The sequence below is a fragment of the Marinobacter sp. G5_S1_61_S3 genome (assembly GCF_054968585.1).
The window spans coordinates 19,398-42,983 of sequence record NZ_JBQKUK010000023.1; the positions used below are offsets into that span (position 1 = coordinate 19,398).

Annotated in this window: 22 protein-coding genes; 8 read left to right on the forward strand and 14 right to left on the reverse strand. The window is 56.4% G+C overall.

Annotation, left to right across the window (positions count from 1 at the left end; translation table 11 throughout):
* Window positions 1-30: 30 nt before the first annotated feature.
* Genes ACTRWH_RS18855 through ACTRWH_RS18865 form a run of 3 tightly spaced genes read left to right on the forward strand, consistent with a single transcriptional unit; the run spans window position 31 to window position 4,323 of the window.
* Window positions 31-3,435: a PilC/PilY family type IV pilus protein gene (locus tag ACTRWH_RS18855; protein ID WP_462826729.1), complete on the forward strand. Its 3,405-nt coding sequence runs from the start codon at window positions 31-33 to the stop codon at window positions 3,433-3,435.
* 59 nt (window positions 3,436-3,494) lie between these two features.
* On the forward strand, window positions 3,495-3,869 hold the full coding sequence (locus tag ACTRWH_RS18860; RefSeq protein WP_075195685.1) for a hypothetical protein: 375 nt from the start codon (window positions 3,495-3,497) through the stop codon (window positions 3,867-3,869).
* 46 nt (window positions 3,870-3,915) lie between these two features.
* On the forward strand, window positions 3,916-4,323 hold the full coding sequence (locus ACTRWH_RS18865; RefSeq protein ID WP_083637212.1) for a type IV pilin protein: 408 nt from the start codon (window positions 3,916-3,918) through the stop codon (window positions 4,321-4,323).
* 30 nt (window positions 4,324-4,353) lie between these two features.
* Here ACTRWH_RS18865 and ispH read toward each other — a convergent pair whose 3' ends face one another.
* The 6 genes from ispH to murJ all read right to left on the reverse strand — a co-directional run bounded on the left by ispH (window position 4,354) and on the right by murJ (window position 11,832).
* On the reverse strand, window positions 4,354-5,304 hold the full coding sequence (ispH, locus tag ACTRWH_RS18870) for a 4-hydroxy-3-methylbut-2-enyl diphosphate reductase (RefSeq protein WP_041335403.1): 951 nt from the start codon (window positions 5,302-5,304) through the stop codon (window positions 4,354-4,356).
* A 59-nt stretch (window positions 5,305-5,363) separates the two neighbouring features.
* Complete coding sequence (fkpB, locus tag ACTRWH_RS18875; RefSeq protein WP_075195683.1) at window positions 5,364-5,816, reverse strand: FKBP-type peptidyl-prolyl cis-trans isomerase; 453 nt, start codon at window positions 5,814-5,816, stop codon at window positions 5,364-5,366.
* Entirely contained in the window at window positions 5,816-6,334 is a 519-nt protein-coding gene (lspA, locus tag ACTRWH_RS18880) for a signal peptidase II (RefSeq protein WP_087148989.1), read from the reverse strand. Before lspA ends, fkpB begins: the two co-directional genes overlap by 1 nt.
* 25 nt (window positions 6,335-6,359) lie before the next feature.
* On the reverse strand, window positions 6,360-9,179 hold the full coding sequence (ileS, locus tag ACTRWH_RS18885) for an isoleucine--tRNA ligase (protein WP_462826730.1): 2,820 nt from the start codon (window positions 9,177-9,179) through the stop codon (window positions 6,360-6,362).
* Window positions 9,180-9,214: 35 nt separating this feature from the next.
* Window positions 9,215-10,186: a bifunctional riboflavin kinase/FAD synthetase gene (gene ribF / locus ACTRWH_RS18890; RefSeq protein WP_075195681.1), complete on the reverse strand. Its 972-nt coding sequence runs from the start codon at window positions 10,184-10,186 to the stop codon at window positions 9,215-9,217.
* 65 nt (window positions 10,187-10,251) lie between these two features.
* On the reverse strand, window positions 10,252-11,832 hold the full coding sequence (murJ, locus tag ACTRWH_RS18895) for a murein biosynthesis integral membrane protein MurJ (RefSeq protein ID WP_081899213.1): 1,581 nt from the start codon (window positions 11,830-11,832) through the stop codon (window positions 10,252-10,254).
* A gap of 286 nt (window positions 11,833-12,118) precedes the next feature.
* Here murJ and rpsT point away from each other — a divergent pair, with 286 nt between their 5' ends.
* On the forward strand, window positions 12,119-12,388 hold the full coding sequence (gene rpsT, locus ACTRWH_RS18900; RefSeq protein WP_075195679.1) for a 30S ribosomal protein S20: 270 nt from the start codon (window positions 12,119-12,121) through the stop codon (window positions 12,386-12,388).
* A 205-nt stretch (window positions 12,389-12,593) separates the two neighbouring features.
* Here the strand turns inward: rpsT and proB are convergent, their stop codons facing one another.
* From proB to rplU, 4 genes are all read right to left on the reverse strand, one after another.
* A complete protein-coding gene (gene proB / locus ACTRWH_RS18905) occupies window positions 12,594-13,718 on the reverse strand; it encodes a glutamate 5-kinase (protein ID WP_462826731.1) in 1,125 nt (374 codons plus the stop codon).
* A gap of 164 nt (window positions 13,719-13,882) precedes the next feature.
* The gene (gene cgtA / locus ACTRWH_RS18910; protein WP_036203646.1) at window positions 13,883-15,079 is read right to left on the reverse strand and encodes an Obg family GTPase CgtA; all 1,197 of its coding nucleotides are present in this window, start codon (window positions 15,077-15,079) and stop codon (window positions 13,883-13,885) included.
* Between the two features lie 137 nt (window positions 15,080-15,216).
* On the reverse strand, window positions 15,217-15,477 hold the full coding sequence (gene rpmA / locus ACTRWH_RS18915; RefSeq protein WP_007155544.1) for a 50S ribosomal protein L27: 261 nt from the start codon (window positions 15,475-15,477) through the stop codon (window positions 15,217-15,219).
* A gap of 36 nt (window positions 15,478-15,513) precedes the next feature.
* The gene (rplU, locus tag ACTRWH_RS18920; RefSeq protein ID WP_036203642.1) at window positions 15,514-15,825 is read right to left on the reverse strand and encodes a 50S ribosomal protein L21; all 312 of its coding nucleotides are present in this window, start codon (window positions 15,823-15,825) and stop codon (window positions 15,514-15,516) included.
* Window positions 15,826-16,055: 230 nt separating this feature from the next.
* Between rplU and ispB the strand changes: the two genes are divergently transcribed.
* Window positions 16,056-17,024, forward strand: a complete 969-nt coding sequence (gene ispB / locus ACTRWH_RS18925) for an octaprenyl diphosphate synthase (protein ID WP_075195676.1) — start codon at window positions 16,056-16,058, stop codon at window positions 17,022-17,024.
* Window positions 17,025-17,040: 16 nt separating this feature from the next.
* Here ispB and ACTRWH_RS18930 read toward each other — a convergent pair whose 3' ends face one another.
* On the reverse strand, window positions 17,041-18,042 hold the full coding sequence (locus ACTRWH_RS18930) for a glutathione S-transferase family protein (RefSeq protein ID WP_428399325.1): 1,002 nt from the start codon (window positions 18,040-18,042) through the stop codon (window positions 17,041-17,043).
* A 278-nt stretch (window positions 18,043-18,320) separates the two neighbouring features.
* Here ACTRWH_RS18930 and ACTRWH_RS18935 point away from each other — a divergent pair, with 278 nt between their 5' ends.
* Both ACTRWH_RS18935 and ACTRWH_RS18940 read left to right on the forward strand, forming a co-directional pair.
* The gene (locus tag ACTRWH_RS18935) at window positions 18,321-19,232 is read left to right on the forward strand and encodes a LysR substrate-binding domain-containing protein (protein WP_462826732.1); all 912 of its coding nucleotides are present in this window, start codon (window positions 18,321-18,323) and stop codon (window positions 19,230-19,232) included.
* A gap of 121 nt (window positions 19,233-19,353) precedes the next feature.
* Window positions 19,354-20,880: a WS/DGAT/MGAT family O-acyltransferase gene (locus ACTRWH_RS18940; protein ID WP_091643441.1), complete on the forward strand. Its 1,527-nt coding sequence runs from the start codon at window positions 19,354-19,356 to the stop codon at window positions 20,878-20,880.
* A gap of 49 nt (window positions 20,881-20,929) precedes the next feature.
* On the opposite strand, the gene ACTRWH_RS18945 is transcribed toward ACTRWH_RS18940, so the two are convergent.
* Window positions 20,930-21,598, reverse strand: coding sequence for a DUF2057 family protein (locus tag ACTRWH_RS18945; protein ID WP_462826733.1), 669 nt, complete (start codon window positions 21,596-21,598; stop codon window positions 20,930-20,932).
* Window positions 21,599-21,867: 269 nt separating this feature from the next.
* Between ACTRWH_RS18945 and ACTRWH_RS18950 the strand changes: the two genes are divergently transcribed.
* A complete protein-coding gene (locus tag ACTRWH_RS18950) occupies window positions 21,868-22,071 on the forward strand; it encodes a DUF6316 family protein (protein ID WP_027830997.1) in 204 nt (67 codons plus the stop codon).
* Between the two features lie 31 nt (window positions 22,072-22,102).
* On the opposite strand, the gene ACTRWH_RS18955 is transcribed toward ACTRWH_RS18950, so the two are convergent.
* Together ACTRWH_RS18955 and thiL are read right to left on the reverse strand one after the other, a co-directional pair.
* Window positions 22,103-22,630, reverse strand: coding sequence for a phosphatidylglycerophosphatase A (locus ACTRWH_RS18955; RefSeq protein ID WP_462826734.1), 528 nt, complete (start codon window positions 22,628-22,630; stop codon window positions 22,103-22,105).
* A 3-nt stretch (window positions 22,631-22,633) separates the two neighbouring features.
* On the reverse strand, window positions 22,634-23,584 hold the full coding sequence (gene thiL, locus ACTRWH_RS18960; protein ID WP_462826735.1) for a thiamine-phosphate kinase: 951 nt from the start codon (window positions 23,582-23,584) through the stop codon (window positions 22,634-22,636).
* Window positions 23,585-23,586 lie beyond the last annotated feature (2 nt).

Genomic DNA, 23,586 nt, shown 5'->3' on the forward strand with positions numbered 1-23,586 from the left:
GAATTGCTGACTCCAACTGGAGAGTTTGCCATGAAAACGTTCAAGACAGCATCACACAAGCGCTCGCGCTACTCGAAACTAAGCGTCTTCAGCACCAGCCTTGTGTTTTCAATCTGCACAATGCAATCCGCCATGGCACAGGTCAACCTGGCTCAGGTGCCACTGTTTCTGAAAGAATCTGTCGATTCAAACCTGGTGTTTGTCTATGACGATTCCGGATCCATGGCGTGGCGTTACATGCCCGATGACCTTGATGGGCATGGCGGCAACCGGTATTACTACTCCAGCCGTGTGAACAAGATCTACTACGACCCAACAATAACGTATCAGCCGCCATTCAAGCCAGACGGCAGTAGTCGTTATCCTGACTCGGATTATAACAACGCGTGGGTAAACGGGTTTGATCAATCCGATGGAAGGGATGATCTTCGTGACGATATACGTTTCGATAGTATCGGGAGCATCGAAGAAGGTTTCTACATGCAGTTCAACTCCTCCACGAGTTGCGACAGCAACCCCCGACAAAATGATTGTTACACCCCCGTTCTTCTCAATAATGCATCCGCCGAGATCAAGCAGAACTATGCGAACTGGTTTTCCTATTACAGCACGCGGACCCTGGCGGCCAAATCGGGGATCACGGAAGCCTTCTTTGATCTTCCAGACAATATCCGGGTTGGCTATGGCGCCATTAACGTCAACAACAACACCATTGATGGCGTAAACGACACAGATACCCTTGTCAGTGGAGTGCGCCCATACACAGCTGCTCGACGCCAGCAATTTCTAACCTGGCTTCACAACAAGAGTGTAAACGGCGGCACCCCACTGAGAACGGCACTCAGGGATGTCGGCAAGTACTATTCCCGTACTGACAATCGGGGCCCGTGGGGAGAAATTCCTGGCACCAATGACAGTACCGCACATATTGAATGCCGCCAAAGTTTCTCCCTTATTATGACCGATGGTATCTGGAACGGAAGCAGCCCCTCTGTCGGAAATGTCGACAATACGCCGGGACCGTCCTACACCAATCCGGACCCCGATGGCTCCGATTTCAACTACACAGCCGTGTCGCCATTTACCGACGGGCATTCCAACACTCTGGCGGATGTTGCGATGCAGTACTGGAAAAACGATCTGCGCACAGACCTCGGTAACAAGGTCCCCGTCACATCGACCGACCCGGCATTCTGGCAGCACATGACAACCTTCACGATCGGGCTAGGCGTCACAGGCGACATCAAGGAAGCCGATGCACTTGCTGCACTCGACCCGGACAACAACATCACCATCAACTGGCCCGAACCTGGCTCGAACCGAAGCCCTGCCAACATTGATGACCTGCTCCATGCGGCGATCAACGGTCGCGGTGGCTATGCCAGCGCGCAGAACCCGAAGGAGTTCGCCGACGAAATCAAGAGTTTCCTTGGTGATGTAATTGCTCGCTCACAGACATCTGCCTCATCCGCAGCTGTCAGTTCGGCAGTCTTGCGCGCTGACTCCCTGGGTTTCTTTGCGGGCTTCCGCAGTGAAGACTGGTCCGGCACTTTGTCAGGGTTCAGCTTCGACCAGGGCAAACAGCTCTGGGATGCCGAAGAAATTCTGCGACAGACGCTCCCGACAGACCGGAAATTGATCACCCACAATGGAAGTAGCGGCATTGATCTGGAATTCGCATCGGCCAGCTCTCTTTCTAACCTCTCGGCTGCTCAACGCGATGCGCTGAATGCCGACCCAACACTGAACGCCACTCAAGATAACCTTGGCCATAATCGACTGGCCTGGCTTCATGGCGACAATGACGCTCACGCAACTCTCCGAAGCAGGCAGGGCACTGACGCTGGAGGTAATACCGTCCTCCGGCTTCTGGGTGATGTCATCAACGCGAACCCGCAGTTCGTCGGTAAAACCAACTATGGGTTTGCACGCCTGGGTGGTACCGAAGGGAGCGAATACGGTTCATTCCGATCTACTAATACTTACCAAACCCGGATCGATGCACTGTATGTGCCTGCCAACGACGGCATACTGCACGCCTTCGATGGCGAAACCGGCAAAGAGCTCTTTGGCTACATTCCATCAGAACTGCTGCTCCCCTCGGGCTCAAATACATATGCCCGCATTTCAGAGCTGATGAAGCCCAACTACACCCACCGATACTTCATGGATGGCACACCACGAGTACAGGATGCCTATATTGATAAGGACGGAAACGGTTCCGAGTGGCGAACTGTGCTTCTGGGAACTATGGGCAAAGGTGGCAAAACAGTATTTGCGCTTGATATAACCGAGCCAGGCTCATTCTCTCCAGCAGATGATGTGCTGTGGGAGTTCCAACATCCGAATCTCGGATACGGAGTGACCGATCCGCAGATTTCCCGCCTCGACGATGGAACCTGGGTAGCCATTTTTGGAAATGGCTACAACGGGGCCAGCGGTCAATCCAGTCTGTTTGTTGTTGACCTGGAAACCGGCAATCTCGTCAAAGAACTCCAAACCGGAGCCGGTAGCGCTGCGAACTCAAACGGCCTTGCCTCCGCTACCATCACCAGTTTTCCGGAAACAGATGCCATCACCCGTTATGCCTACGCTGGCGATCTGTTAGGCAATTTTTGGCGATTCGACCTTACTGGAAACACTAACAAGTGGGACGCAACCAAAGTATTCACCGCCGAAAGCCCTGACGGTAATAGTCAACCGATCACTGTGGCTCCCCGGGTCGCGCTCAACCCCAATAACAGTGACGAACTCGTAGCAGCGTTCGGTACCGGTAGCTTCCTGCGAAACGGCGACGAAGGTGACTACGATGTCCAGACACTGTACGCCGTAAAAGACGATCTGACCGCGTCAGGGCTGGAACGAGATGACCTGGTGCAACAGACCATCACCAGACAGGAAGATGTCGTTGTGAATAGGGCGTCAGGGAACGGTACCAACAGCTTTACGGTCCGGGAAACCTCCAGCAACCAGTCGACAAATCAGCAAGGCTGGTACCTGGACCTTGCCTACAACTCAAACAAACAGGGAGAGCGAGTTATCAGCCGGGCAACCTTCCCGTTTGGTGTAAACCCGGATCGGGTTCGATTCACTACCGTCATCCCTGATGATGACCCCTGCGGAAGCGGGCGTACCGGGTTTATTATGGATCTTAAACTGACAACCGGCGTTCCTTCTGAGGCCCCCGTGTTCGACCTTAACAGCGATGGCACCTTCAACGCGGGTGATATCGTAGGCGGCTATGCGCCAAGCGGCATCCAGGTGGGTTACGGCGGTGAAAACCGTACGATTGCGACCGAAGACGGCGACGCAGAAGTAGTGATACCGGGCCTGGATCCCAACCAGTTGTCACCGGGAGATCCATGCGAGGATGGACTCTGTGCCCGTTCCCTGGACTCAAGCATCGGCCGACAAACGTGGGAGCAGCTTCGCTAAGAAGCTGCCTTGGCCGATCACGAGCTAACTATCTTTTATTTGAGTAGCAGGAAAATACTATGATTACTCGCTTACTACTGAATCAACCACGCAGAGCTCTTGCCGTAGCCCTAATCGCATTGGCGGCAACAATGACAAGCGGCATGGCATTCGCCCAGGCGGACGATGAAGTCATGGAGGGCAATCCGATATCCCTCGAGAACGTTGTTTTTGAGGGAACCGTGAACTTTGTCCACCCCGATTCGTTCATGCTGGTCATTGACGACTATTCTTTCGTACTTGAGCGCGTCATCACGTTCAACGGTGGCACCTGGTCACGGGAACAGGTCGTCCAACGGCTCGCACAGGGTGATCGTCTTAAGCTGGAACTCGGAGGGATAGCGGACCAGAGATCTGGCGCTCGACTGGTGCAAAAAATTGAAGTTCTGAACTGACCATGCGGGAATGGCGACCACTAGTAAACTAAGAGGGATAACGATTTTGAAGACTCACTCGAACTCAGGTTTTACGTTGATCGAGATGATGATTGCGGTCGCGATCATTGCCATCATCGCAGCAATAGCGCTTCCTCTTTATCAGAGCCAGATGGAGCAAACCCGACGAACAACTGCGCAGGCAGACCTGCTAGAACTCACCCAATGGATGGAGCGTCGATACTCCAACGGTTTTGATTATCGCGATGGGGGTAATAATCCTGTTTTGCCATTCGATCAGTCGCCGCAGAACGGAGACGCGTTCTACGATATCAGCTTTGTGGGGAACGTAGCCCGGAATGCGTTTACCTTGCAGGCAGTTCCAACCGGACCTCAGACAGACGATGATTGTGGAACTCTTACGCTGGATGAACAGGGTAATCGCGGCGCAGACCAGGCAGCAGGGTGCTGGTAAACGAATATGACACGAACGATGCCATCACAATCAGACTTCGATGGCATCGATTCGCAATTCTTTAGGCATCGAGAAAACGATATTCTCCTCCCTGCCCTCAATCTCTTCGGGCACCTCGCCGCCAAGTTCCCTTAAACGCGCAATTACCTCATTGACCAGTATTTCCGGGGCAGACGCGCCAGCAGTCACGCCAATGGATTGCTTGCCCTCGAGCCACGTCGGATCTATTTGATTTGATTGGTCTATAAGATAGGCAGGCGTTCCCATGCGCTCTGCCAACTCCCGCAATCGATTGGAATTGGAACTGTTCGGCGAACCCACTACCAGCATTAGGTCACAGTCACCGGCCAACTGCTTCACAGCATCCTGACGGTTCTGCGTGGCGTAGCAGATATCGTTTTTGCGAGGGCCCTGAATGTCCGGGAACTTTTCACGCAAGGCATCGATGACTCGGGCGGTGTCGTCCATGGAAAGCGTGGTTTGAGTTACATAAGACAGCCTGGACGGATCTTTCACGACCAGTTCGGCAACGTCTTTCTCGTCTTCCACAAGATAGATATCGCCACCGTTGCCATGGTCATACTGCCCCATGGTGCCTTCCACCTCTGGATGACCATGGTGGCCAATGAGGATGCATTCACGCCCATCGCGACTGTACTTCATCACCTCGAGGTGAACCTTGGTTACCAGAGGACAGGTTGCGTCGAACACCTTCAACCCCCTGCGCGCGGCTTCATTCTGCACCGCCTGGGACACACCGTGGGCACTGAAGATCACCAGCTTGTCGTCCGGCACCTCTTCCAGCTCATCCACAAAGATAGCGCCGCGGTTGCGCAGGTTGTCCACCACAAATTTGTTATGCACCACTTCATGGCGCACGTAAATGGGCGCACCAAAGACATCCAGGGCACGGTTCACTATTTCGATAGCGCGGTCGACACCGGCACAGAAACCACGAGGATTAGCGAGTCGGATTTGCATAGAATTGCCCTGAGATATCAAACAAGTTTGCAGAAGCCTGCGGGAGGACCAAAATGCGTTTAGTGGGCCCGACCAACAGGCTCCACATCAATAATTTCCACTTCAAATGTCAGTGTACGCCCCGCCAGAGGGTGATTAAAGTCCACCTCGACCTGATCTCCTTCCACACGACTAACGACGCCCGGCAACTCACTCTGACGCGCATCCGCGAATGAGATCATAACCCCCTTTTCAAGCACCATGTCCGCGCTGAACTCACTCCGCTTGAACGTTTGCACGTTACTCGGATTATGCTGCCCAAAGGCCTTTTCAGGAGGTACTTCGAAGCTATTGCGGTCGCCCGCCGTCATACCCATCAGGTAGGCCTCAAAATTTTCCGGCAGGCTCTCGTCACCAATCTCCAGTGTTGCCGGTTCTTTCTCGAAAGTGGAATCAATGATCTCACCGTCACTGAACTTCAACGCAAAATGAAGCGTAACGCGAGTGCCCTGATCTACGGGAAGTTCTTTCATCAGCGATTGTCGCTCCTGTTGTCCGCATCCGGTTCCCGGGGCTTGCGGAATATATCCAGAATCATCATACCGGCACCAATGGTGATGGCCGTATCGGCGATGTTAAAAGCGGGGAAATGGTAGCCGTTCCAGTAAAAATGCAGGAAGTCGACCACGTAGCCATGAACAACACGGTCGTAAACGTTACCCAGAGCGCCGCCAAGGATTAATACGATGGCAATCGCCGACCAGGTTTCATGGCGCCGCAGGGATTTCAGCCATACAACCAGAACTACACTGACCACCAGTGCCAGGGAAACAAAAAACCAGCGTTGCCAACCTGCGGCACCGGCCAGAAAGCTAAACGCCGCACCGGTGTTGTGCAGCAAGGTCAGATTGAACAGTGGCATTACCGGTACCGGGTTGCCATAGGTCAGCATGGCCGTAGCCATGGCCTTGCTCCCAAGGTCCAGCACGATAACGAGCACCGCCAGCCAGAGCCAGCGGAGCTTGGAGCCGGTTTCTTCCGTATTGGTCATTACGCTTTCCACAAGGTGACGTCCATCAGGCGAACGAGCGGGACTCGCCCTGCCCTTCCACGTTGGTCACACAACGACCACACAGGTCGCCATACTGCTCACTCTGACCGACATCGGCCCGATGATGCCAGCAGCGTTCACACTTGGCGTGTCCGGCGGGGTTTACTTTTACAAGCAATCCCTCGTGGGACGTCGGCTCCGCGTCGCCGGCGTCAGACACCGGTGCTACCGTGGCTTCCGAAGTAATCAGCACAAAGCGTAACTCTTCACCAAGGTACTGCAGATCCTTGGCAAGGTCGCCTTCGCAGTAGAGAGTCACTTCCGCACTGAGGGAACCTTTGATTTCTCCCCTGCCACGAACCTCTTCCAGGCACTTATTCACCGCTTCTTTAACGCTGTAAATACGGCTCCAGTAATCACGGCCCAGTTCGGCGTCGTCCGGCAGTGCTGTCAGGCCTTCATACCAGGTTTCGTAGAACACGGTATCGCCACGCTTCCCGGGCAGGTGCTGCCAGATTTCATCGGCCGTGAAACTCAGGATCGGCGCAATCCAACGCACCAGCGCTTCTGCCACATGGAACAGGGCCGTCTGACAGGAGCGACGCTCGCGGCTGTCGGCCTGAGTGGTGTATTGCCGGTCCTTGATAATATCCAGATAGAACCCGCCCAGGGTGGCCTCGCAGAAGTTGTACACCTTCTGGTAGATGCGCAGGAACGCGTAATTCTGGTAATCCTCATGCAGCTCCGTCTGCAGCTGCAGGGCCTTGTCGACCATCCAGCGGTCCAGCGCGATCATATCCTCTGGCGCAACGGCATGCTGCTCCGGATCGAAACCCGTGAGGTTGCTGAGCAGGAAACGGGCGGTATTCCGGATACGACGATAACCGTCCGCAGTCTGTTTGAGGATGTCCTTGGAAACCGTCATTTCACCGCTGTAGTCGGTCGCGGACACCCATAGACGCAGGATATCGGCACCCAGCTCGTTCATCACTTCCTGGGGCGCGATCACGTTGCCCAGGGACTTGGACATCTTGCGGCCCTTACCATCGACAGTGAAGCCATGGGTCAGCACCTGCTTATACGGCGCCACGCCGTTCATCGCGATGGAGGTTTTCAGGGACGACTGGAACCAGCCACGGTGCTGGTCTGAACCTTCCAGATACATATCTGCCGGGAACTGACCCAGTTCGGTGCGGGGACGCAGCACGGATTCGTGGGTTACTCCGGAATCAAACCATACGTCCAGGGTATCCAACACCTTTTCATACTGGTCGGCATCACTGCCCAGCAGCTCAGTGGTATCGATGTCGTACCAGGCGTCAATACCGCCCTTTTCGATTTCCTTCGCTGCCGCCTCAATCAGATTCTGGGTATCCGGATGCAGTTCCTGCGTTTCCTTGTGGATAAACAATGTGATCGGCACGCCCCAGGTACGCTGGCGCGAGATACACCAGTCCGGGGATTGCCTGAACATGGCCTCGATGCGGTTCTGCCCCCAGGCAGGCACCCAGCGCACACCCTTGATGGCTTCCAGGGCGTCGTCACGGAGGTTTTCCTTCTCCATGCTGATAAACCACTGAGGGGTGGCTCGGTAGATCAACGGTGTCTTGGTACGCCAGCAATGGGGGTAGCTGTGGCTGAACTTCTCCGCCCGGACCAACTTGCCCTCGCGTTCCAGAGCTGAACACACAGGGTCATCCGCCTTGTAGACGTGAACGCCAGCAAACTCACCGGCGGCCTGGGTATAGGTGCCATCGGCCTTGACCAGGCTGATGGTATCAATGCCGTAGGCCTTCCCCACTTCAAAGTCTTCCATGCCATGATCGGGGGCCGTGTGGACGGCGCCGGTACCAGCGTCGGTGGACACATGGTCGCCCAGGACCAGCGGCACCTGCTTGTCATACACCGGATGATGCAGATCCAGTTTTTCCAGCGTGGCGCCTGGTACAGTCGCCAGTACCTCATAGTTCTCAACACCCCAGCGCGACATGATGCCATCCACCATGTCCGCGGCGAGGATCATACGCTCCCGTCCATGTCCGGCATCGGTCTGTACCAGAGCATATTCCAGCTCAGCGTGCAGTGAAACAGCTTGGTTGGCGGGAATGGTCCAGGGTGTCGTCGTCCAGATAACAACCGATACATCACCCTCACCCTTGTCGGTACCAAACAGGTCGAGCACGTGCGCCTGGTCTACGACCGTGAACCGCACATCGATCTGTACTGATGTCTTGTCCTGGTACTCAACTTCGGCTTCCGCCAGTGCAGACTGACCGACCACGCTCCAGTACACCGGCTTGAACCCGCGCACCAGATGGCCTTTGGCGACTATTTTGCCCAAAGCACGCACAATGCCCGCCTCGACCTTCGGATCCATGGTCAGGTACGGCTTTCCCCATTCACCCATCACCCCAAGGCGGATGAAATCGGCCTTCTGGCCGGCGATCTGTTTGGTAGCGTAATCACGACAGGCCTGACGGAAGGTCTTGTAATCCACCTTCACACCCGCCTTGCCAATCTCCTGCTCCACCTTGTGCTCAATTGGTAAGCCATGGCAGTCCCAGCCCGGCACATAAGGCGCGTCGTAACCCATGAAGCTGCGGGATTTGACGATCATATCCTTGAGGATTTTATTGACCGCATGACCGATATGAATGCTGCCATTGGCGTAAGGAGGGCCATCATGGAGGATGAACTTGTCTCGCCCCTCACGCTGCTTGCGCAGGTTGCCGTATACGTCCAGGTCCTGCCAGCGCTGGAGCATGTCCGGCTCGCGCTTGGCCAGGTTACCGCGCATGGGAAAGGCGGTTTCAGGCAGATTCAGAGTGTGCTTGTAGTCGCTCATGGTAATGGTGCGTAGCTCAGGTTGTTAAATGTCGGTCAACGTTCGGTGGCTGAGGAGCCATGGCCTGCAATCCAAGCCCGCGCATCGTCAAAGTCACGGGCAATCTGCTCCTTGAGGTCATCCACCGAGTCGAATTTCACCTCGTCCCGCAGGGCATGGCGGAAAACCACATCAAGACGCTGGCCATAAAGTGTGCCAGCAAAGTCAAACAGGTGCACTTCCAGGGACGGCTGCTTACCATCCACCGTGGGGCGCAAACCAATGTTGGCTACGCCGTCCAGAACACGGCCATCCTCAAGGGTTGCGCTTACCACATAGACCCCTTTCAGCGCCGGCATATGAGGTAACAGAATGTTCGCCGTGGGCGCGCCAATCTGCCGCCCCAACTGGCGGCCATAAACGATTCGCCCTCGGATGCGGTAAGGATGGCCCAGTAAATCCTCGGCGTCGTTGATCCGGTTCTCTGAAAGCACACCTCGAATTCGGGTACTGCTGACACGCTCGCCGTGCACCGTCACGGTACGGGTATTCTCCACCGTGAAGCCGCGTTGCTCACCCACTGCCCGCAACAGCGAAAAATCGCCAGCCCTGTCGCAACCGAAACGGAAATCGTCCCCTACCACGAGATGGCGAACTCCGAGGCCATCTATCAAAACGTCTTCAATAAAGCCCATACCAGAGTAACTCCGGAACCGCTCGTTAAAACGCAAACACAGGACAACGTCGATGCCAGACGCCAGCAGCAATTCAAATTTCTGCCGGAACGGCATCAACCGTGGGGGTGCGTCACGGCCCTGGAAGAACTCACGGGGTTGGGGCTCAAACACCATCACCACGGAAGGCACGCCGAGCTCCAGTGCTTTTTCATGAACCTGGTCGATGATGGTCTGGTGCCCAAGATGCACCCCATCGAAATTCCCGATGGTGGCAACGCACCCGTTCGCGAGCGGAGCTTCGTCCTGCTGCGAAAGGCTTTTCAGGTTGGTCAGGCCCCGGATCAGACGCATGTAAAGCGAACCCTTGTTTGCCAGCGGTGTATGGTTTCACTGGTGAGAAAACGCGCGATTATAACCTACCTGTGGCGAAAATGTCTTACCCGAACCCCAGCCAATGCCAACACAATAAAGTACACCGCGACGCCCGAGACTACGAGAATACCCATATCCGTGGCCCGCTGGAGACCGCCTGCCATCAGCCACTGACCCACTGGCGGCTGTAGCCAGAGGATGACCGCAGCCAGGGCCGCATTGGCTAGTCCGATCTGAACCAGGAAGCGGGTCCACCCCGGCTGCCATTTCCAGGCGCCTTCACGGATAAGGCCACGCCACAGGAGCGCCGTGTTCAACCACGCAGACAGCGAAGTTGCCAACGCCAGCCCCGCATGTGCCAAGGGGAAAATCAGCGCCAGGTTAAATACCATATTGGCCACCATCGCGATAATGCCGATTTTAACCGGCGTTTTGGTGTCTTGCCGTGCGAAATACCCCGGCGCCAGCACCTTGATCAACATGAAGGCCAGCAATCCGGCGGAGTATGCACGCAGGCTTTGGGCCGCCATGGTGACGTCGCGATCGGTAACTTCTCCGTAGTGGAACAGAGTCGCAATCAGTGGCTCAGCCAGAAGAGCGAGGGCCAACGCGGCAGGCAAACCTATAAGCAGCACCGCCCGCACAGCCCAATCCAGCGTTGCGGCAAACTGGTCTGCCGATTCCGCTGCGTGTTTGCGGGACAGACTGGGAAGAATCACCGTGGCAATAGCGATACCGAATACACCCAGGGGCAACTCCGACAGGCGATCCGAGTAGTAAAGCCAGGACACACTGCCGGTCTGCAGAAACGACGCAAGAACCGTGTCCAGAAGCAGATTGATCTGGCTGACAGAAACCCCGAACAACGCCGGCACCATCAGCTTCATGATGCGACGGACCCCTTCGTGCCTGTAATCCACTTTTGGCCGCGGCATCAACCCTAACTGCATCAGGAAGGGTAACTGAAAGAATAGCTGCAACGCCCCGGCGATAAATACCCCCCAAGCCAAAGCGATGACAGGCGTTTCCATCAGGGGCGAGAGAAATATGGCCGCGCTGATCATCGCCAGATTGAGCAACACTGGCGTAAACGCGGGAACGGCAAAACGGTCGTAGCTATTGAGAATACTACCCGCAAACGCCGTCAGGGAGACCAGCAGCAAATACGGGAAGGTAATCCGCAGCATATCGCTGGCCAGGCCGAACTTGAGGTCGTCATCCAGAAAACCTGGCGCAAACACTGCGGTCAGAAGCGGCGCCCCCAGCATGGCAACTGCCGTCACGCCCAACAGAACCAACCCAAGGACGCCTGCGACCGCGTTAACCAAACGCCGGACTTCGGTGATGGACTCCTGCTGCCGATACGAGGAAAGCACCGGTACGAAGGCCTGAGCGAACGCACCCTCGGCAAACAGGCGGCGGAGAAAATTAGGGATTTTGAAGGCGACGAAAAACGCGTCGGCGCCCGCCCCGGCACCAAAATAACGCGCAATCACCATATCCCTTACCAAACCGAGGACCCGTGACAGCATCGTCATTGAGCCAACGACTCCAGATGACCTCAACAGCCCTGGTGGTTTGGGCAACGCCTTTGGTGTTTCTGTCTGCTCAGGTTCGGACGACATTCTAGGCCTGGACAATGGTTCGGTAGTTTCTGGATGTACCCGGGATGTAGCAGGCCATATTTCGGTAATTCCTTAAGGCCTTAACGGGACTCTCCGGCGATGAGCGGCGAGTTTACCACAGGGGCCGGAGATACCGGGATGAAATAGCGTTGAGCCTTGACATTTTGGGGCTTTGGCGGCATAGTTCCGCGTCATTTATTTCGACGCGCTGGTTTTGGCGCGCCCGCGATTCTTACGAATCGATTCACAACGAATTTCGGATTTCACAGATCTCAGGAGTTATACGGTGGCAAATACCCCGCAAGCCAAGAAGCGCGCACGTCAGAACGAGAAAAACCGCAAGCACAATGCCAGCCTGCGTTCCATGGCGCGCACTTACATCAAGAAGGTCCAGGCCAGCATTGAGGCCGGTAAGCCAGAAGAAGCACAAGCTGCTCTCCAGAAGGCTCAGCCAATCATGGACAGCATGGTTAACAAGGGCGTGTTCGCCAAGAACAAGATTGCTCGCCAGAAGAGCCGTCTGAGCGCCCGCATCAAGGCTCTGAAGAGCGCGTAACGCTTCTTCGGAACCTGAATGAAAAAACCGGCCTGATGGGCCGGTTTTTTTGTGCCTGACTGTTTGCCAGGAGCACAGCAAAGGCCGGCAACTCTCTCCCCAAACACGCCGTTAACCCATCCATGGGGGCTCGGCATTGCCATCCATGGCAATGCACGGTTTGGGGAGAGAGTTGCCAACCTTTACTCCCAACCTACTGAGTTGATCAGACAATCACCATGTTGTCGCGATGGACCATTTCTTCGTCAGAGATGTAACCCAGAACCTCTGTTATACGGTTGCTGGAGCGGCCAGCGATGGCTCTGGCTTCGTCAGCATCGTAATTGACCAGGCCGCGGGCGATTTCTTTGCCGCTTTCGTCGACGCAGGAGACCATTTCACCCCGACGGAACTGACCGGAAACGCTTTTTACGCCAACCGGTAAAAGACTGCGACCACCGCGGCAGAGGACGTTGACCGCTCCCTGATCAAGGGTGAGCTTGCCGCGGGTCTGGAGATGGCTGGCGAGCCACTGCTTGCGGGCGGCGATTCGACCCTGCTCGGGGAGCAGCAGGGTGCCGATGCTGTCGCCGTCGCGCAGGCGAGAGATGACTTTTTCGATTCTGCCGCCGACGATGACGGTGAAGGCGCCGGATCGGGCAGCCAGGCGGGCGGCGCGGACCTTTGTTTGCATTCCGCCGCGGCCCAGCACGCCAGCACCACCACCCGCCATGGCATCGAGCTCGGTGTCGCTGGCGCGCCGTTCGTCGACCAGCTGGGCATCGGGATTTTTGCGGGGGTCTTTGTCGAACAGGCCGAGCTGGTCGGTGAGGATGATCAATCCGTCGGCTTCGATCAGGTTGGCCACCAGCGCGCCCAAGGTGTCGTTGTCGCCAAAACGGATTTCGTCGGTGACGACGGTGTCGTTTTCGTTAACGATGGGCACCACGCCGAAATCGAGCAGCGCTCTCAAGGTGCTACGGGCATTGAGGTAGCGCTTGCGATCAGAAAGGTCATCGTGGGTCAGCAGGACTTGTGCGGTGTGCAAATCATGTCGTTTGAACTGGGCTTCCCAGGTCTGCACCAGCCCCATCTGACCAACGGCGGCTGCAGCCTGAAGTTCATGCAGTTGCTCAGGGCGAACTGTCCAACCCAGCCGGCTCATGCCTTCAGCCACAGAACCCGACGACACCACCACCACTTCAACGCCAGCAGTGACCAGCTCTGCAATCTGGTCCACCCACAACCCGAGAGCAGCAACATCCAGACCTCTGCCATCGTTGGTTAGCAAGGCGCTTCCGATTTTTATTACCAGGCGACGGGCATGACGTAATTGGGTGCGTGTACTCATTACATTCCAGCTCAGGGAGCGGACAGGCGGGGGCCTTGCTGGCGGATACGCGGTGAATACGTCCATGTACGCTCGACAAAAACATCCATGTTTTTGACGATCCACCAGCAAGGCCCCCGCCTGTCCGACAATACTTTGGCAGTTAACTCTGACGACATAACCCGCTACTCAGGCGCGTAGACCACTTCTACATCGTAATCATCGTCATCGAAGTCGTCGTCATCATCGTCATCCTGACGGGCTTCGCGGCGGATCTGCCGCTCGGCTTCAATTCTCGCTCGCGCCTCTTCGTCCATTTTCCGGCGGCGCGCAGCTTCGCGTTCAGCAAACTCGGGGTTTTCCGCTTCTTCCTGGGCCTGATCTTCTATCCAGCGCATGACGGCCTGAGTCAACGGCTTGGTGCCTTCGCCGCTGAGTGCGGAGATGCTGAATACAGGACCTTTCCAGTCAAGTTCATCGATGATGGCCCGACAGTGCGCCTCACGGTCTTCTTCAGAGACCATATCTACTTTGTTCAGAACCAGCCAACGCTCGCGACTGGCGAGGGTTTCGCTGAATTTTTCCAGCTCGTGCTCAATCGCACGTACGCTTTCTACCGGCGAAGACCCGTCGTAAGGCGCCACGTCCACGAGATGCAGCAGCAAGCGTGTGCGCACCAGGTGCTTGAGGAAACGGATTCCCAGCCCTGCGCCTTCCGCCGCACCTTCAATCAAGCCCGGAATATCAGCAATAACGAAGCTCTGATGAGCCTGCACGCTGACCACACCAAGATTGGGCACCAGGGTGGTGAACGGATAGTCCGCCACCTTGGGGCGGGCAGCTGACACGGAACGGATAAAGGTAGACTTACCGGCATTGGGCATACCCAGAAGACCGACATCCGCCAGCACCTTCAGCTCCAGCCTCAGGTTGCGAAGCTCACCCTCGGAGCCTTTTGTAGTCTGACGCGGGGCGCGGTTGACCGAGGACTTGAAGCGAGTATTACCCAGCCCGTGAAAACCGGCCTGGGCCACCTTCAGGCGCTCGCCGGCACGGGTCAGATCCCCCAGTACTTCGTGGGTATCCATATCCACAACCGTGGTGCCTACCGGCACCGGCAACACCAAGTCGTCGCCCTTGATGCCAGTGCAGTTGCGGCCTGAGCCCGGCTGGCCATTCTCGGCTTTGTGTTTACGCTGGAACCGGTAATCGATCAGTGTATTGAGCGCACTGTCGGCCTCCAGATACACAGAGCCACCGTCGCCACCGTCACCACCATCGGGTCCGCCTTTGGGCACGTATTTTTCACGACGGAAACTCAGGCAACCATGGCCGCCCTTGCCCGCTTCTACAATGATGGTGGCTTCGTCTACGAACTTCATCAATCAACCCTTTGCGCCCTGCGCATAAACTAAAAAGCCCCGCAGCCTCATGGAAGCTATGCGGGGCTCCAGGTGGCTCTGATATCAAATCATATCAGGGCCACCGAAGGTTCGACAGAACCCGAGATCGCCGCTGCTTACGCAGCCGGAACGATGCTCACGAACTTACGGTTCTCCGGACCCTTTACCTCAAACACGACCTGTCCGTTTGCAGTTGCAAACAGCGTGTGGTCCTTGCCAAGGCCAACGTTGTGACCCGGGTGGAAACGGGTGCCGCGCTGACGAACGATGATGCTGCCCGCGGATACAGTCTCGCCGCCGAAGCGCTTCACACCAAGTCGTTTCGACTCGGAATCGCGACCGTTACGGGTACTACCTGCTGCCTTTTTATGAGCCATTACAAGCCTCCTTATCTAAGGGGTTACTCGAGGGTCTTAGCCCTGGATACCCGTGATCTTGACTTCAGTAAACCACTGACGGTGGCCCTGACGCTTCATGGAATGCTTCCGACGACGGAACTTGATGATCTGGATCTTGTCGTGACGGCCGTGGCTAACCACTTCCGCAGTCACTTTGGCACCATCAACAACCGGTGCACCAACCTGAACCTTCTCACCATCAGCGATCAGCAGGACGCGGTCAAACTCGACGTTGCCGCCTGTTTCCACTTCCAGCTTTTCCAGCTTCAGAGTTTCGCCTTCTTTTACACGGTGCTGTTTACCACCGCTAACAATAACTGCGTACATTAACGTTCTCCGCGATTGACCCATCCCTGCTCTTATCCACCTGGTTCTAAGGGAAGCGCTTCGGCAACCCTATAGCAGGGAGCGCAGGTTGGGATGAGTTGGGCGCGTGATTGTACGAAAACCGCCGCCGCTTTACAAGCCAAGTTGACACCGATCACAGCAATACCTAGCATTGCGGCACCCGCCTATTTTTCCAACGAAAACACCAGACAAGGGATCGGACCAGCCGCATGACAGCCCAGCGTATCTACGACACCGTCGCGGACGACTTCAGCCGCGTCAACGACCTGATCATCAAACGGCTGTCATCCGACGTTCCCCTGGTGGAGAAAATCGCCCAATACATTATTGAAAGTGGTGGTAAGCGCCTGAGGCCATTACTGGTTTTACTCTCAAGCCGAGCCCTGGGCTATGAAAGGGACGATCACCTGAAACTCGCTGCGGTCATCGAGTTCCTGCACACCGCGACGCTCCTGCACGATGATGTGGTGGATACCTCGGACATGCGTCGCGGCCGCAGTACCGCCAATGCGCGCTGGGGGAACGCACCCAGCGTACTGGTAGGTGATTTCCTCTACGCCCGGGCCTTCGAGATGATGGTGGAGCTCCAGAATCTGAAAATCATGGATGTGCTGTCTCACGCCACGGCTGTAATTGCCGAAGGGGAAGTCCTTCAATTGATGAACGTTAAAAACCCGGACGTTAGCGAAGACAAGTACATGGAAGTGATTCACAACAAGACCGCCATGCTGTTCGAAGCAGCCTCCCACACCGGCGCGCTGCTCGCCGGTGCAAATGACGATCAGGAGCGGGCTATGAGCGCCTATGGCAAACACCTGGGCCTGGCGTTCCAACTGGTGGATGATGTACTGGATTACCGCGGCGATGCGGAAGCCATGGGCAAGAATGTTGGCGACGACCTGGCCGAGGGCAAACCCACCCTGCCACTGATTTACGCTATGGCCAACGGCAGTAATGATGAGAAGCAGCTCATACGCCAGGCTGTCCGCAAAGGTGGACTGGAGGACCTACCCAGTATCCTCGATATCGTGAACCGTTCGGGCGCACTGGAATACACCATGGAACGCGCGAAAGCAGAAGCCCAGGCAGCCCTCGACTGCCTGAGAGGCATTCCAGAATCTGACCACCGGGATGCGCTTACGCTACTGACCGAAGTTGCGGTCGCACGGGTCAGTTGATCATCCCCAAACAAACCTAGCCCTCAAAATCAGGCCCCAACGCTTCCCGGTTGTGGGCCGATGTAAAATCCAACCTTGGCCCCTCCGGCACAATCTGTGTCGGATTGATCGTACGCTGACTCACGTAGTAGTGCCGTTTGATCTGCCGTATATCCACCGTATCTGCCACACCGGGTACTTGATAAAGATCCCGGACATAACCGGAAAGTGCCGGAAAGTCCGCAATTCTCTGACGATTGCACTTGAAGTGACTGAAATACACAGCATCGAATCGAACCAACGTGGTAAACAACCGCCAATCCGCTTCCGTTAAGCGGTTGCCAGCCAGATAACGCTGCCCCGAGAGGCGCTCCTCCAGCCAGTCGAGAGACTCAAACAACGCCCCGTATGCCTCCTCGTATTTATCCTGGGCAGTCGCAAATCCAGCCTTATAAACACCGTTGTTCACCGTGTGATAAACCCGCTCGTTCACCCCATCGATCTCATCGTGAAGTTCTTCCGGGTGAAAGTCCAAGTCACTCCGGACACCATCCAGCCCATCGAATGCCGAGTTAAACATGCGGATAATATCCGCCGATTCATTACTGACAATCGTCTGCCTTTCCTTGTCCCACAGCGTCGGCACCGTCACCCGCCCGGAATAATCGGGCGCCGCCTTCAGATATACTTCGTACATGAAGCGCTTACCATTGGCCGAGTCCCGATGCGCCTCTTCATCCGGCCGGAACTCCCAGCCACTCTCAAGCATATCCGGATGCACAACCGACACCGAGATATGCTTCTCCAGCCCCTTCAGTGCCCGGAAAATCAACGTTCGATGGGCCCAGGGACACGCCATCGACACATACAGGTGATACCGGCCCGACTCCGCCGGAAAACCGCCCTCCCCGGCGGGCCCCGGCGAGCCATCCGCCGTGACCCAGTTCCGGAACCGGGCGGCCTCACGCTCAAACTTGCCGCCGGTTTTCGAGGTGTCGTACCACTGATCATGCCATTTGCCGTCGACGAGAAGTCCCATAACCCTATACTCCTGAACCTTATGTTTTGAGAAGGCGGCTGCGATAGTTTGTGATCGCGTCAGGGATGGGTTGTAAAAACCGTGCATTGCCAAGGATGGCAATGCCGAGCCCCCAGGGATGGGTTTACGGCGTGTTTTTATGACCCATCCCTGGCGTGACCTGACTCCGAGCCTTCAAATTTCTGAATAAGCCTTAAATCTTTAACAGGAAGAATACCGGCCACCCTGCTACGCTCTCAAACAATCAATTCTGGCCAACACATTCAGATAATTCGAACATGCACACAGCCATCACCATAGACGCCCTCAAAGTCCTCGATGCCATCGACCGCAAAGGCAGCTTCGCCGGCGCCGCCAACGAACTCTTCCGCGTCCCTTCGGCAATCAGCTACACCGTCCAGAAACTCGAAGAAGACCTCAACGTCGCCATATTCGATCGCACCGGCCACCGAGCAGCCCTTACCCCAGCCGGGCGCTACCTGCTGGAAGAGGGCCGCACCCTGCTGGAAGCTGCTGAAAACCTGGCCCACACCACCCGCCAGGTGGCCCAGGGCTGGGAAACCCGACTGCGAATCGGATTCAACTCCCTGCTACCGGCCGAGTGCCTGTTTCCCGCCGCAAAAGAGTTTTACGAACTCGGCGTGCCGGTGGAAGTGCAACTGGTGGAAGAAGTCTTCGCCGGCTCCTGGGATGCGCTGCAAAGCCGACGAATTGATCTGGTTGTTGGCGCCGATCAGGTGAGCAAACCTGCAGGCTCTTTCACCACAAAACCGTTGGGAAACATGACGTTCGTCTACGCAGTAGCACCGGACCACCCTCTGACAAGGGCCTCTCAGCCATTAAAGGAGGAGGATATTGCTCGCTTCCCCGCAGCAGTAGCTGCAGATACTTCCCGCTCCTTGCCCCCCGGCCACGCCGGCATATTCCGCCGCCAGCGAACCGTGACCGTTGCCAATATCGACCAGAAGATTGCCGTACAAGAAACCGGCCTTGCCGTCGGTTGGCTCCCGGAAGCACGGGTGCGTGATCAACTGGCGAATGGCCGTTTGATAGCACTCAAAGTCCACGAACCCAGGCAGGCTATCCAGCTTCACCTGGCCCGCCACGCCGAGGACCAGGGCAAGGCTCTGATGTGGTTCTGGGAAAAGCTGGGAGACTCTCCAGACATTGCTGCCTGGCTGCAGCCCTGAATGACCGCCCAAAATAGTCCTGACTTCACAACACAGGCCTCCGGGGCAAAACGGCCAACAGAATAGTGGCGCAGTCGTTTATACTGCCCCCACGCAAGAACCTGTGAACGGAGCTCAAACCATGCGGCAGCTGTCGGAGCTGGATGCCTCATTCCTGTATCTGGAGTCGGAAACCGCCCCCATGCACATTGGCGGCATCTATCTTTTTGATGCCCGAGAACGCGACAAACCCCTGGCCTTCAGCACCTTTGTCGCCTATCTGCGAAGCCGGCTCCACGTGGTCCCCCTCTTCCGCCAGCGCCTGAAGGAAATACCCTTGCGGCTGGGTCGCCCCTACTGGATTGACGATCCAGACTTCAGTATCGAGCGGCACCTGGCTTATGTGAACCTCGGCAACCACGGCAAAGTCGACAGCCTGATGGGGCTGGCCTCGCGAATTCTGGAAGAACCGCTCAAACGGGATCGCCCGTTATGGCACATCACGTTTGTCGACGGATTCCAACTCGACGACGATGCAGACAGCAAGAGTTTCGCGCTCATCGTAAAACTGCATCATGCCGCCATTGATGCGTTCAGTGGCGAGGAAATCATTGGCAAACTTCTGGAATATTCACCGAAGGCGAGAGCGATAGAAACACCGCGCCCCTGGTACCCACAGCCGGAACCGTCCGAAGAAAGGGTCATTCTCCAGACCGGTGCAAATCTGCTACGCAAACCCTTGCAAATGACGTCCCTCGCCATAAGTGCGGCCGAAGCCACTGCTCGCGGGCTTATACAAAAGCAGATGCGAAAGCTGCCGTTGCCGTTCCCCCTGTTTTCGGCACCTCACAGCCCGTTTAACCGCCAGATTACCGCCAACCGCAAGATCGTTTCCGCCAGCCTCGACCTGTCCAGGCTAAAGGCCATCAAAGCAACACTCGGTGATGTAACCCTGAACGACGTCGTCCTCGGCCTATGCGCTGAAACCTTAAGTCGATACCTGGACAAGAGCAATGCCACAACGGAACGCTCTCTGGTAGCGATGACCCCCATTTCCGTGCGTTCAAGCAGCCTTCGCAAGGCCACCGGCAACCAGATGTCCGCCATGTTACTGGACCTGGCCACCACCGAGCCCAATCCCGCCGAACGAATTCGGCGGATACACTGGAATGCGGTGGAATCCGAGCCCTACCGTGAAGCCATTGCGGCAGACAGGCTGACAGAGCTCCTGCCCTCCACCATGCTCGCACTCTCCGCAAGACTGTATTCCGAACTGCAGATTGCGCAACGATACCAGCCGGTATTCAACCTCCCGATCACCAACGTACCCGGGCCACAAGTGCCGCTGTACTTACAAGGTTCACGGTTGGTGCGGCAGTTCAACTCCGCCCCCCTGTTCGACAGCATGGGATTGGTGATTGTTGCAGTGAGCTATCAGGGCAGTCTGACGATCAATTTCACCCTGTGCCCCGACGTAGTGGCTGACGGCGACTCACTGCCGGAACTGCTTGAAAACAGCCTGAAATCAATCGAATCGGCGGCCGAGACTTTGCCGCCGTATGAAGAAGACACGCGCGAATACCCCGACAGTCACCCGACTCTGACTGACGAGGCACTGAACGTCATGGAAGGTGCTCTGCGGAAAACGTTCAGGCGATTTCGCAACTGAACGGCAATGACGAGCGGCAGGCAGAGCCGCCGCCCGTCAGGATTGCGGGTTACTCGAAGGCCCAACGCAGGAACGCCCGTCGCTCTTCCTCATTGGCCTGACCCCAAAGCGACTTGAGCTCACCCAGAGTACCCATTGAGTCGGCGCTTTCTCCTTCGCCACCAGAGCCGACCGGCGCCCTTGCAGCAGTTCGAGTGCCGGCAGGTTGGCCATCCCAGGCGCTGGCGGTGGCTACAACATTACCGGACCCATCAACCACATCAGCAGTGAAATTATTGGCGAAAGCCTCGGCATCGCTCTTGTTGGCGGGAGACTCGAAACTGAAACGGTAGGTATCACCCGCTTGCGCATTGATCATCACTGCCTGGGGTGCTGTTTCAACAACGTGCACTTTGGATTCGCCATTGCGGACCACGCCGCTCTTGGCCCAGATGGTCTTATAGGTAAACACAACCTGATTTTCGCCCGGTAAAAGCTCGTAGTTCAGGGCCAGGTCATCCATTAGAAAGTTACCGAGTTTGCGACCATTCACCTGCTGCACCCGGATTTCACCCGGGGACTCGAGGACGGCGGCCTGCGAGGAATCCACGGCGTCCCCCTCCCAGGTTTGGACGTTGCTCATGGTAGAGCTGCATCCCGCCAGCAAAACCATGGCAACAAGGGCCATTGCACTGAATCGTACTTTCTTGAAAAAGACTAAAACGTGATAGATACTCATGCTATATCCTTGTGCTGTTCGCCAGCTTTCACCGGCGGATAATCACTTGTGGTTGAAAGGCATTTTGAAGAGTGGCCGAGCCAAGGGCAAGACATGCAGCCTGTTTACAGTAACCCGATGACACTCCGGTTACGGGGAAGGCATCAAGTCTACCCAAAAAATGTAAAAAAATGTTGAATTCGGCAGGAATTGATTTAATTTTAAACAGTCATAGAATTGAAATAGCGCCCACACGTGTCACAAATGCACTGAAGGGCTCAGGAGACAACATGGATACCCAACGTCGGTCCGGAGAAAACGGCCCCGCACCGTTCCGAAGCAGTCGGTTCTTCTGCGTCGGGAGCAAGTGGTATTTCACCACCCGGGAGGGCTTCGACAGCGGTCCTTTTGCCTCCCGGCAACGCGCAGAAACCGGCCTCAGGCGTTTCCTGCATGTTGTGCGACTTCTTCCGGAAGAGCAACAGGTCCACTGATAGGGACTGTCCTCCAGTCTCATAACGATGCTCAGACAATGATCGGCATCAACCACCGGTCAATGGCGAGCAGGCACAGTAACGCCATGAAACCCGCCACGACATCGTCCACCATGATACCCAGCCCGCCCGGCAAGTACTCATCCAACCAACTAATCGGCCAGGGTTTGAGCACATCGAAAAGCCGAAATAACGTGAAGGCCATCAGAATGCCGTAAATGTTGTCCGGGATGAGTCCCAGCGCGATCCACATGCCCACAAACTCGTCCCAAACGATCCCCCCATGATCGTGGACCTTGAGATCGGCTGCCGTCTTGCCACACAACCAGATCCCAATCACGAAGGCCAGCAGGACAATTCCCCAGTAAGCCACGGGTGGCAACCAGGCAAAACAGAACCAGACGGGAATCGCCGCAAGACTGCCCCAGGTACCAGGCGCCCTGGCCGCTGTACCGCTGCCAAACCCAAACGCTAACAGATGGACCGGATTACGGAGAAACCCTGGCGGCAGCAGTGCTTCAGTGAGCTCGGGTTCCTGGAGGTTGTCGTCGCTGCTCATGAATCAGTTCCTGAAATGGTCGTATCCTCCCGCTGACAGGTTCTCGATATGATCACCCCAGTCAATGGTTACACCCTCCCCGGCAACGACCTCGCCAATAACGGTCAACTCCCGCCGGACATCCTCGGGGAGACTAGCCCAAACCTGCGGAGGCAAGGTAACGCATAACTCGTAATCGTCCCCGGCGTTCAACGCCAGGCCGGCAGCAGACTGACCCACAAGGCGCTTCAGATGTTGCGACAGTGGCAGCCGACTCGCATCGATACTGCCTGCAACTCCAGAGGCCTCGAGGATATGTCCCAGGTCTGCCACCAGACCGTCAGATACATCCACCGCTGCAGTGGCGTGCCCCCGAAGAGCCCTGCCAAGCACAAGCCTGGGCTCTGGAAAGTGGTACCTTCGCAGAACCGCCTGCACGTCCGGCCCGGGATCATTATTCTCAAGGTGATCCAATGCCGCTCCTGCCTCTCCCAGCATACCGGAAACACAAATGTAATCTCCCACCTGGGCTCCAGACCTCAAGATGGCCCCACCTTTCGGCACCGTACCGTGAACCTGCACGCTCAGGGTCAGTGGGCCACGCGTGGTGTCGCCGCCAGCCAGAGACAGCCCAAAGCGTCTCGCCGCACTTGCCAATCCGTAGGCATAGGCGCTCAGCCAGTCTGGATCAGCATCGGGAAGGGTCAACGCGAGGGTAAAACACACCGGATCGGCCCCCATGGCGGCGAGATCACTCGCAGCCACGGCAAGGCTTCGCCAGCCCAGCTTTTCAGGATCGTAGTGGTGGGGAAAATGCACGCCCTCGACCAGGGCGTCCACCGAAAAGACCAGGTCCAGGCCTGGCACAACACGCTGAATGGCGCAGTCGTCACCGGGGCCCAGCAGAACCGAGGAGGCATTTCCAACCTCGGCGATGGGGAAGAAATAACGGCGGATCAGCTCGAACTCACCCATCA

What these genes read in the sequence shown, in the direction of transcription:
- ACTRWH_RS18855 (WP_462826729.1), top strand. Translation starts at nt 31, where the DNA reads ATGAAAACGTTCAAGACAGCATCACACAAGCGCTCGCGCTACTCGAAA.
- ACTRWH_RS18860 (WP_075195685.1), top strand. Translation starts at nt 3,495, where the DNA reads ATGATTACTCGCTTACTACTGAATCAACCACGCAGAGCTCTTGCCGTA.
- ispH (WP_041335403.1), bottom strand. Translation starts at nt 5,304, where the DNA reads ATGCAAATCCGACTCGCTAATCCTCGTGGTTTCTGTGCCGGTGTCGAC.
- fkpB (WP_075195683.1), bottom strand. Translation starts at nt 5,816, where the DNA reads ATGAAAGAACTTCCCGTAGATCAGGGCACTCGCGTTACGCTTCATTTT.
- lspA (WP_087148989.1), bottom strand. Translation starts at nt 6,334, where the DNA reads ATGACCAATACGGAAGAAACCGGCTCCAAGCTCCGCTGGCTCTGGCTG.
- ileS (WP_462826730.1), bottom strand. Translation starts at nt 9,179, where the DNA reads ATGAGCGACTACAAGCACACTCTGAATCTGCCTGAAACCGCCTTTCCC.
- ribF (WP_075195681.1), bottom strand. Translation starts at nt 10,186, where the DNA reads ATGCGTCTGATCCGGGGCCTGACCAACCTGAAAAGCCTTTCGCAGCAG.
- murJ (WP_081899213.1), bottom strand. Translation starts at nt 11,832, where the DNA reads ATGTCGTCCGAACCTGAGCAGACAGAAACACCAAAGGCGTTGCCCAAA.
- proB (WP_462826731.1), bottom strand. Translation starts at nt 13,718, where the DNA reads ATGAGTACACGCACCCAATTACGTCATGCCCGTCGCCTGGTAATAAAA.
- cgtA (WP_036203646.1), bottom strand. Translation starts at nt 15,079, where the DNA reads ATGAAGTTCGTAGACGAAGCCACCATCATTGTAGAAGCGGGCAAGGGC.
- rpmA (WP_007155544.1), bottom strand. Translation starts at nt 15,477, where the DNA reads ATGGCTCATAAAAAGGCAGCAGGTAGTACCCGTAACGGTCGCGATTCC.
- rplU (WP_036203642.1), bottom strand. Translation starts at nt 15,825, where the DNA reads ATGTACGCAGTTATTGTTAGCGGTGGTAAACAGCACCGTGTAAAAGAA.
- ispB (WP_075195676.1), top strand. Translation starts at nt 16,056, where the DNA reads ATGACAGCCCAGCGTATCTACGACACCGTCGCGGACGACTTCAGCCGC.
- ACTRWH_RS18930 (WP_428399325.1), bottom strand. Translation starts at nt 18,042, where the DNA reads ATGGGACTTCTCGTCGACGGCAAATGGCATGATCAGTGGTACGACACC.
- ACTRWH_RS18935 (WP_462826732.1), top strand. Translation starts at nt 18,321, where the DNA reads ATGCACACAGCCATCACCATAGACGCCCTCAAAGTCCTCGATGCCATC.
- ACTRWH_RS18940 (WP_091643441.1), top strand. Translation starts at nt 19,354, where the DNA reads ATGCGGCAGCTGTCGGAGCTGGATGCCTCATTCCTGTATCTGGAGTCG.
- ACTRWH_RS18945 (WP_462826733.1), bottom strand. Translation starts at nt 21,598, where the DNA reads ATGAGTATCTATCACGTTTTAGTCTTTTTCAAGAAAGTACGATTCAGT.
- ACTRWH_RS18950 (WP_027830997.1), top strand. Translation starts at nt 21,868, where the DNA reads ATGGATACCCAACGTCGGTCCGGAGAAAACGGCCCCGCACCGTTCCGA.
- ACTRWH_RS18955 (WP_462826734.1), bottom strand. Translation starts at nt 22,630, where the DNA reads ATGAGCAGCGACGACAACCTCCAGGAACCCGAGCTCACTGAAGCACTG.
- thiL (WP_462826735.1), bottom strand. Translation starts at nt 23,584, where the DNA reads ATGGGTGAGTTCGAGCTGATCCGCCGTTATTTCTTCCCCATCGCCGAG.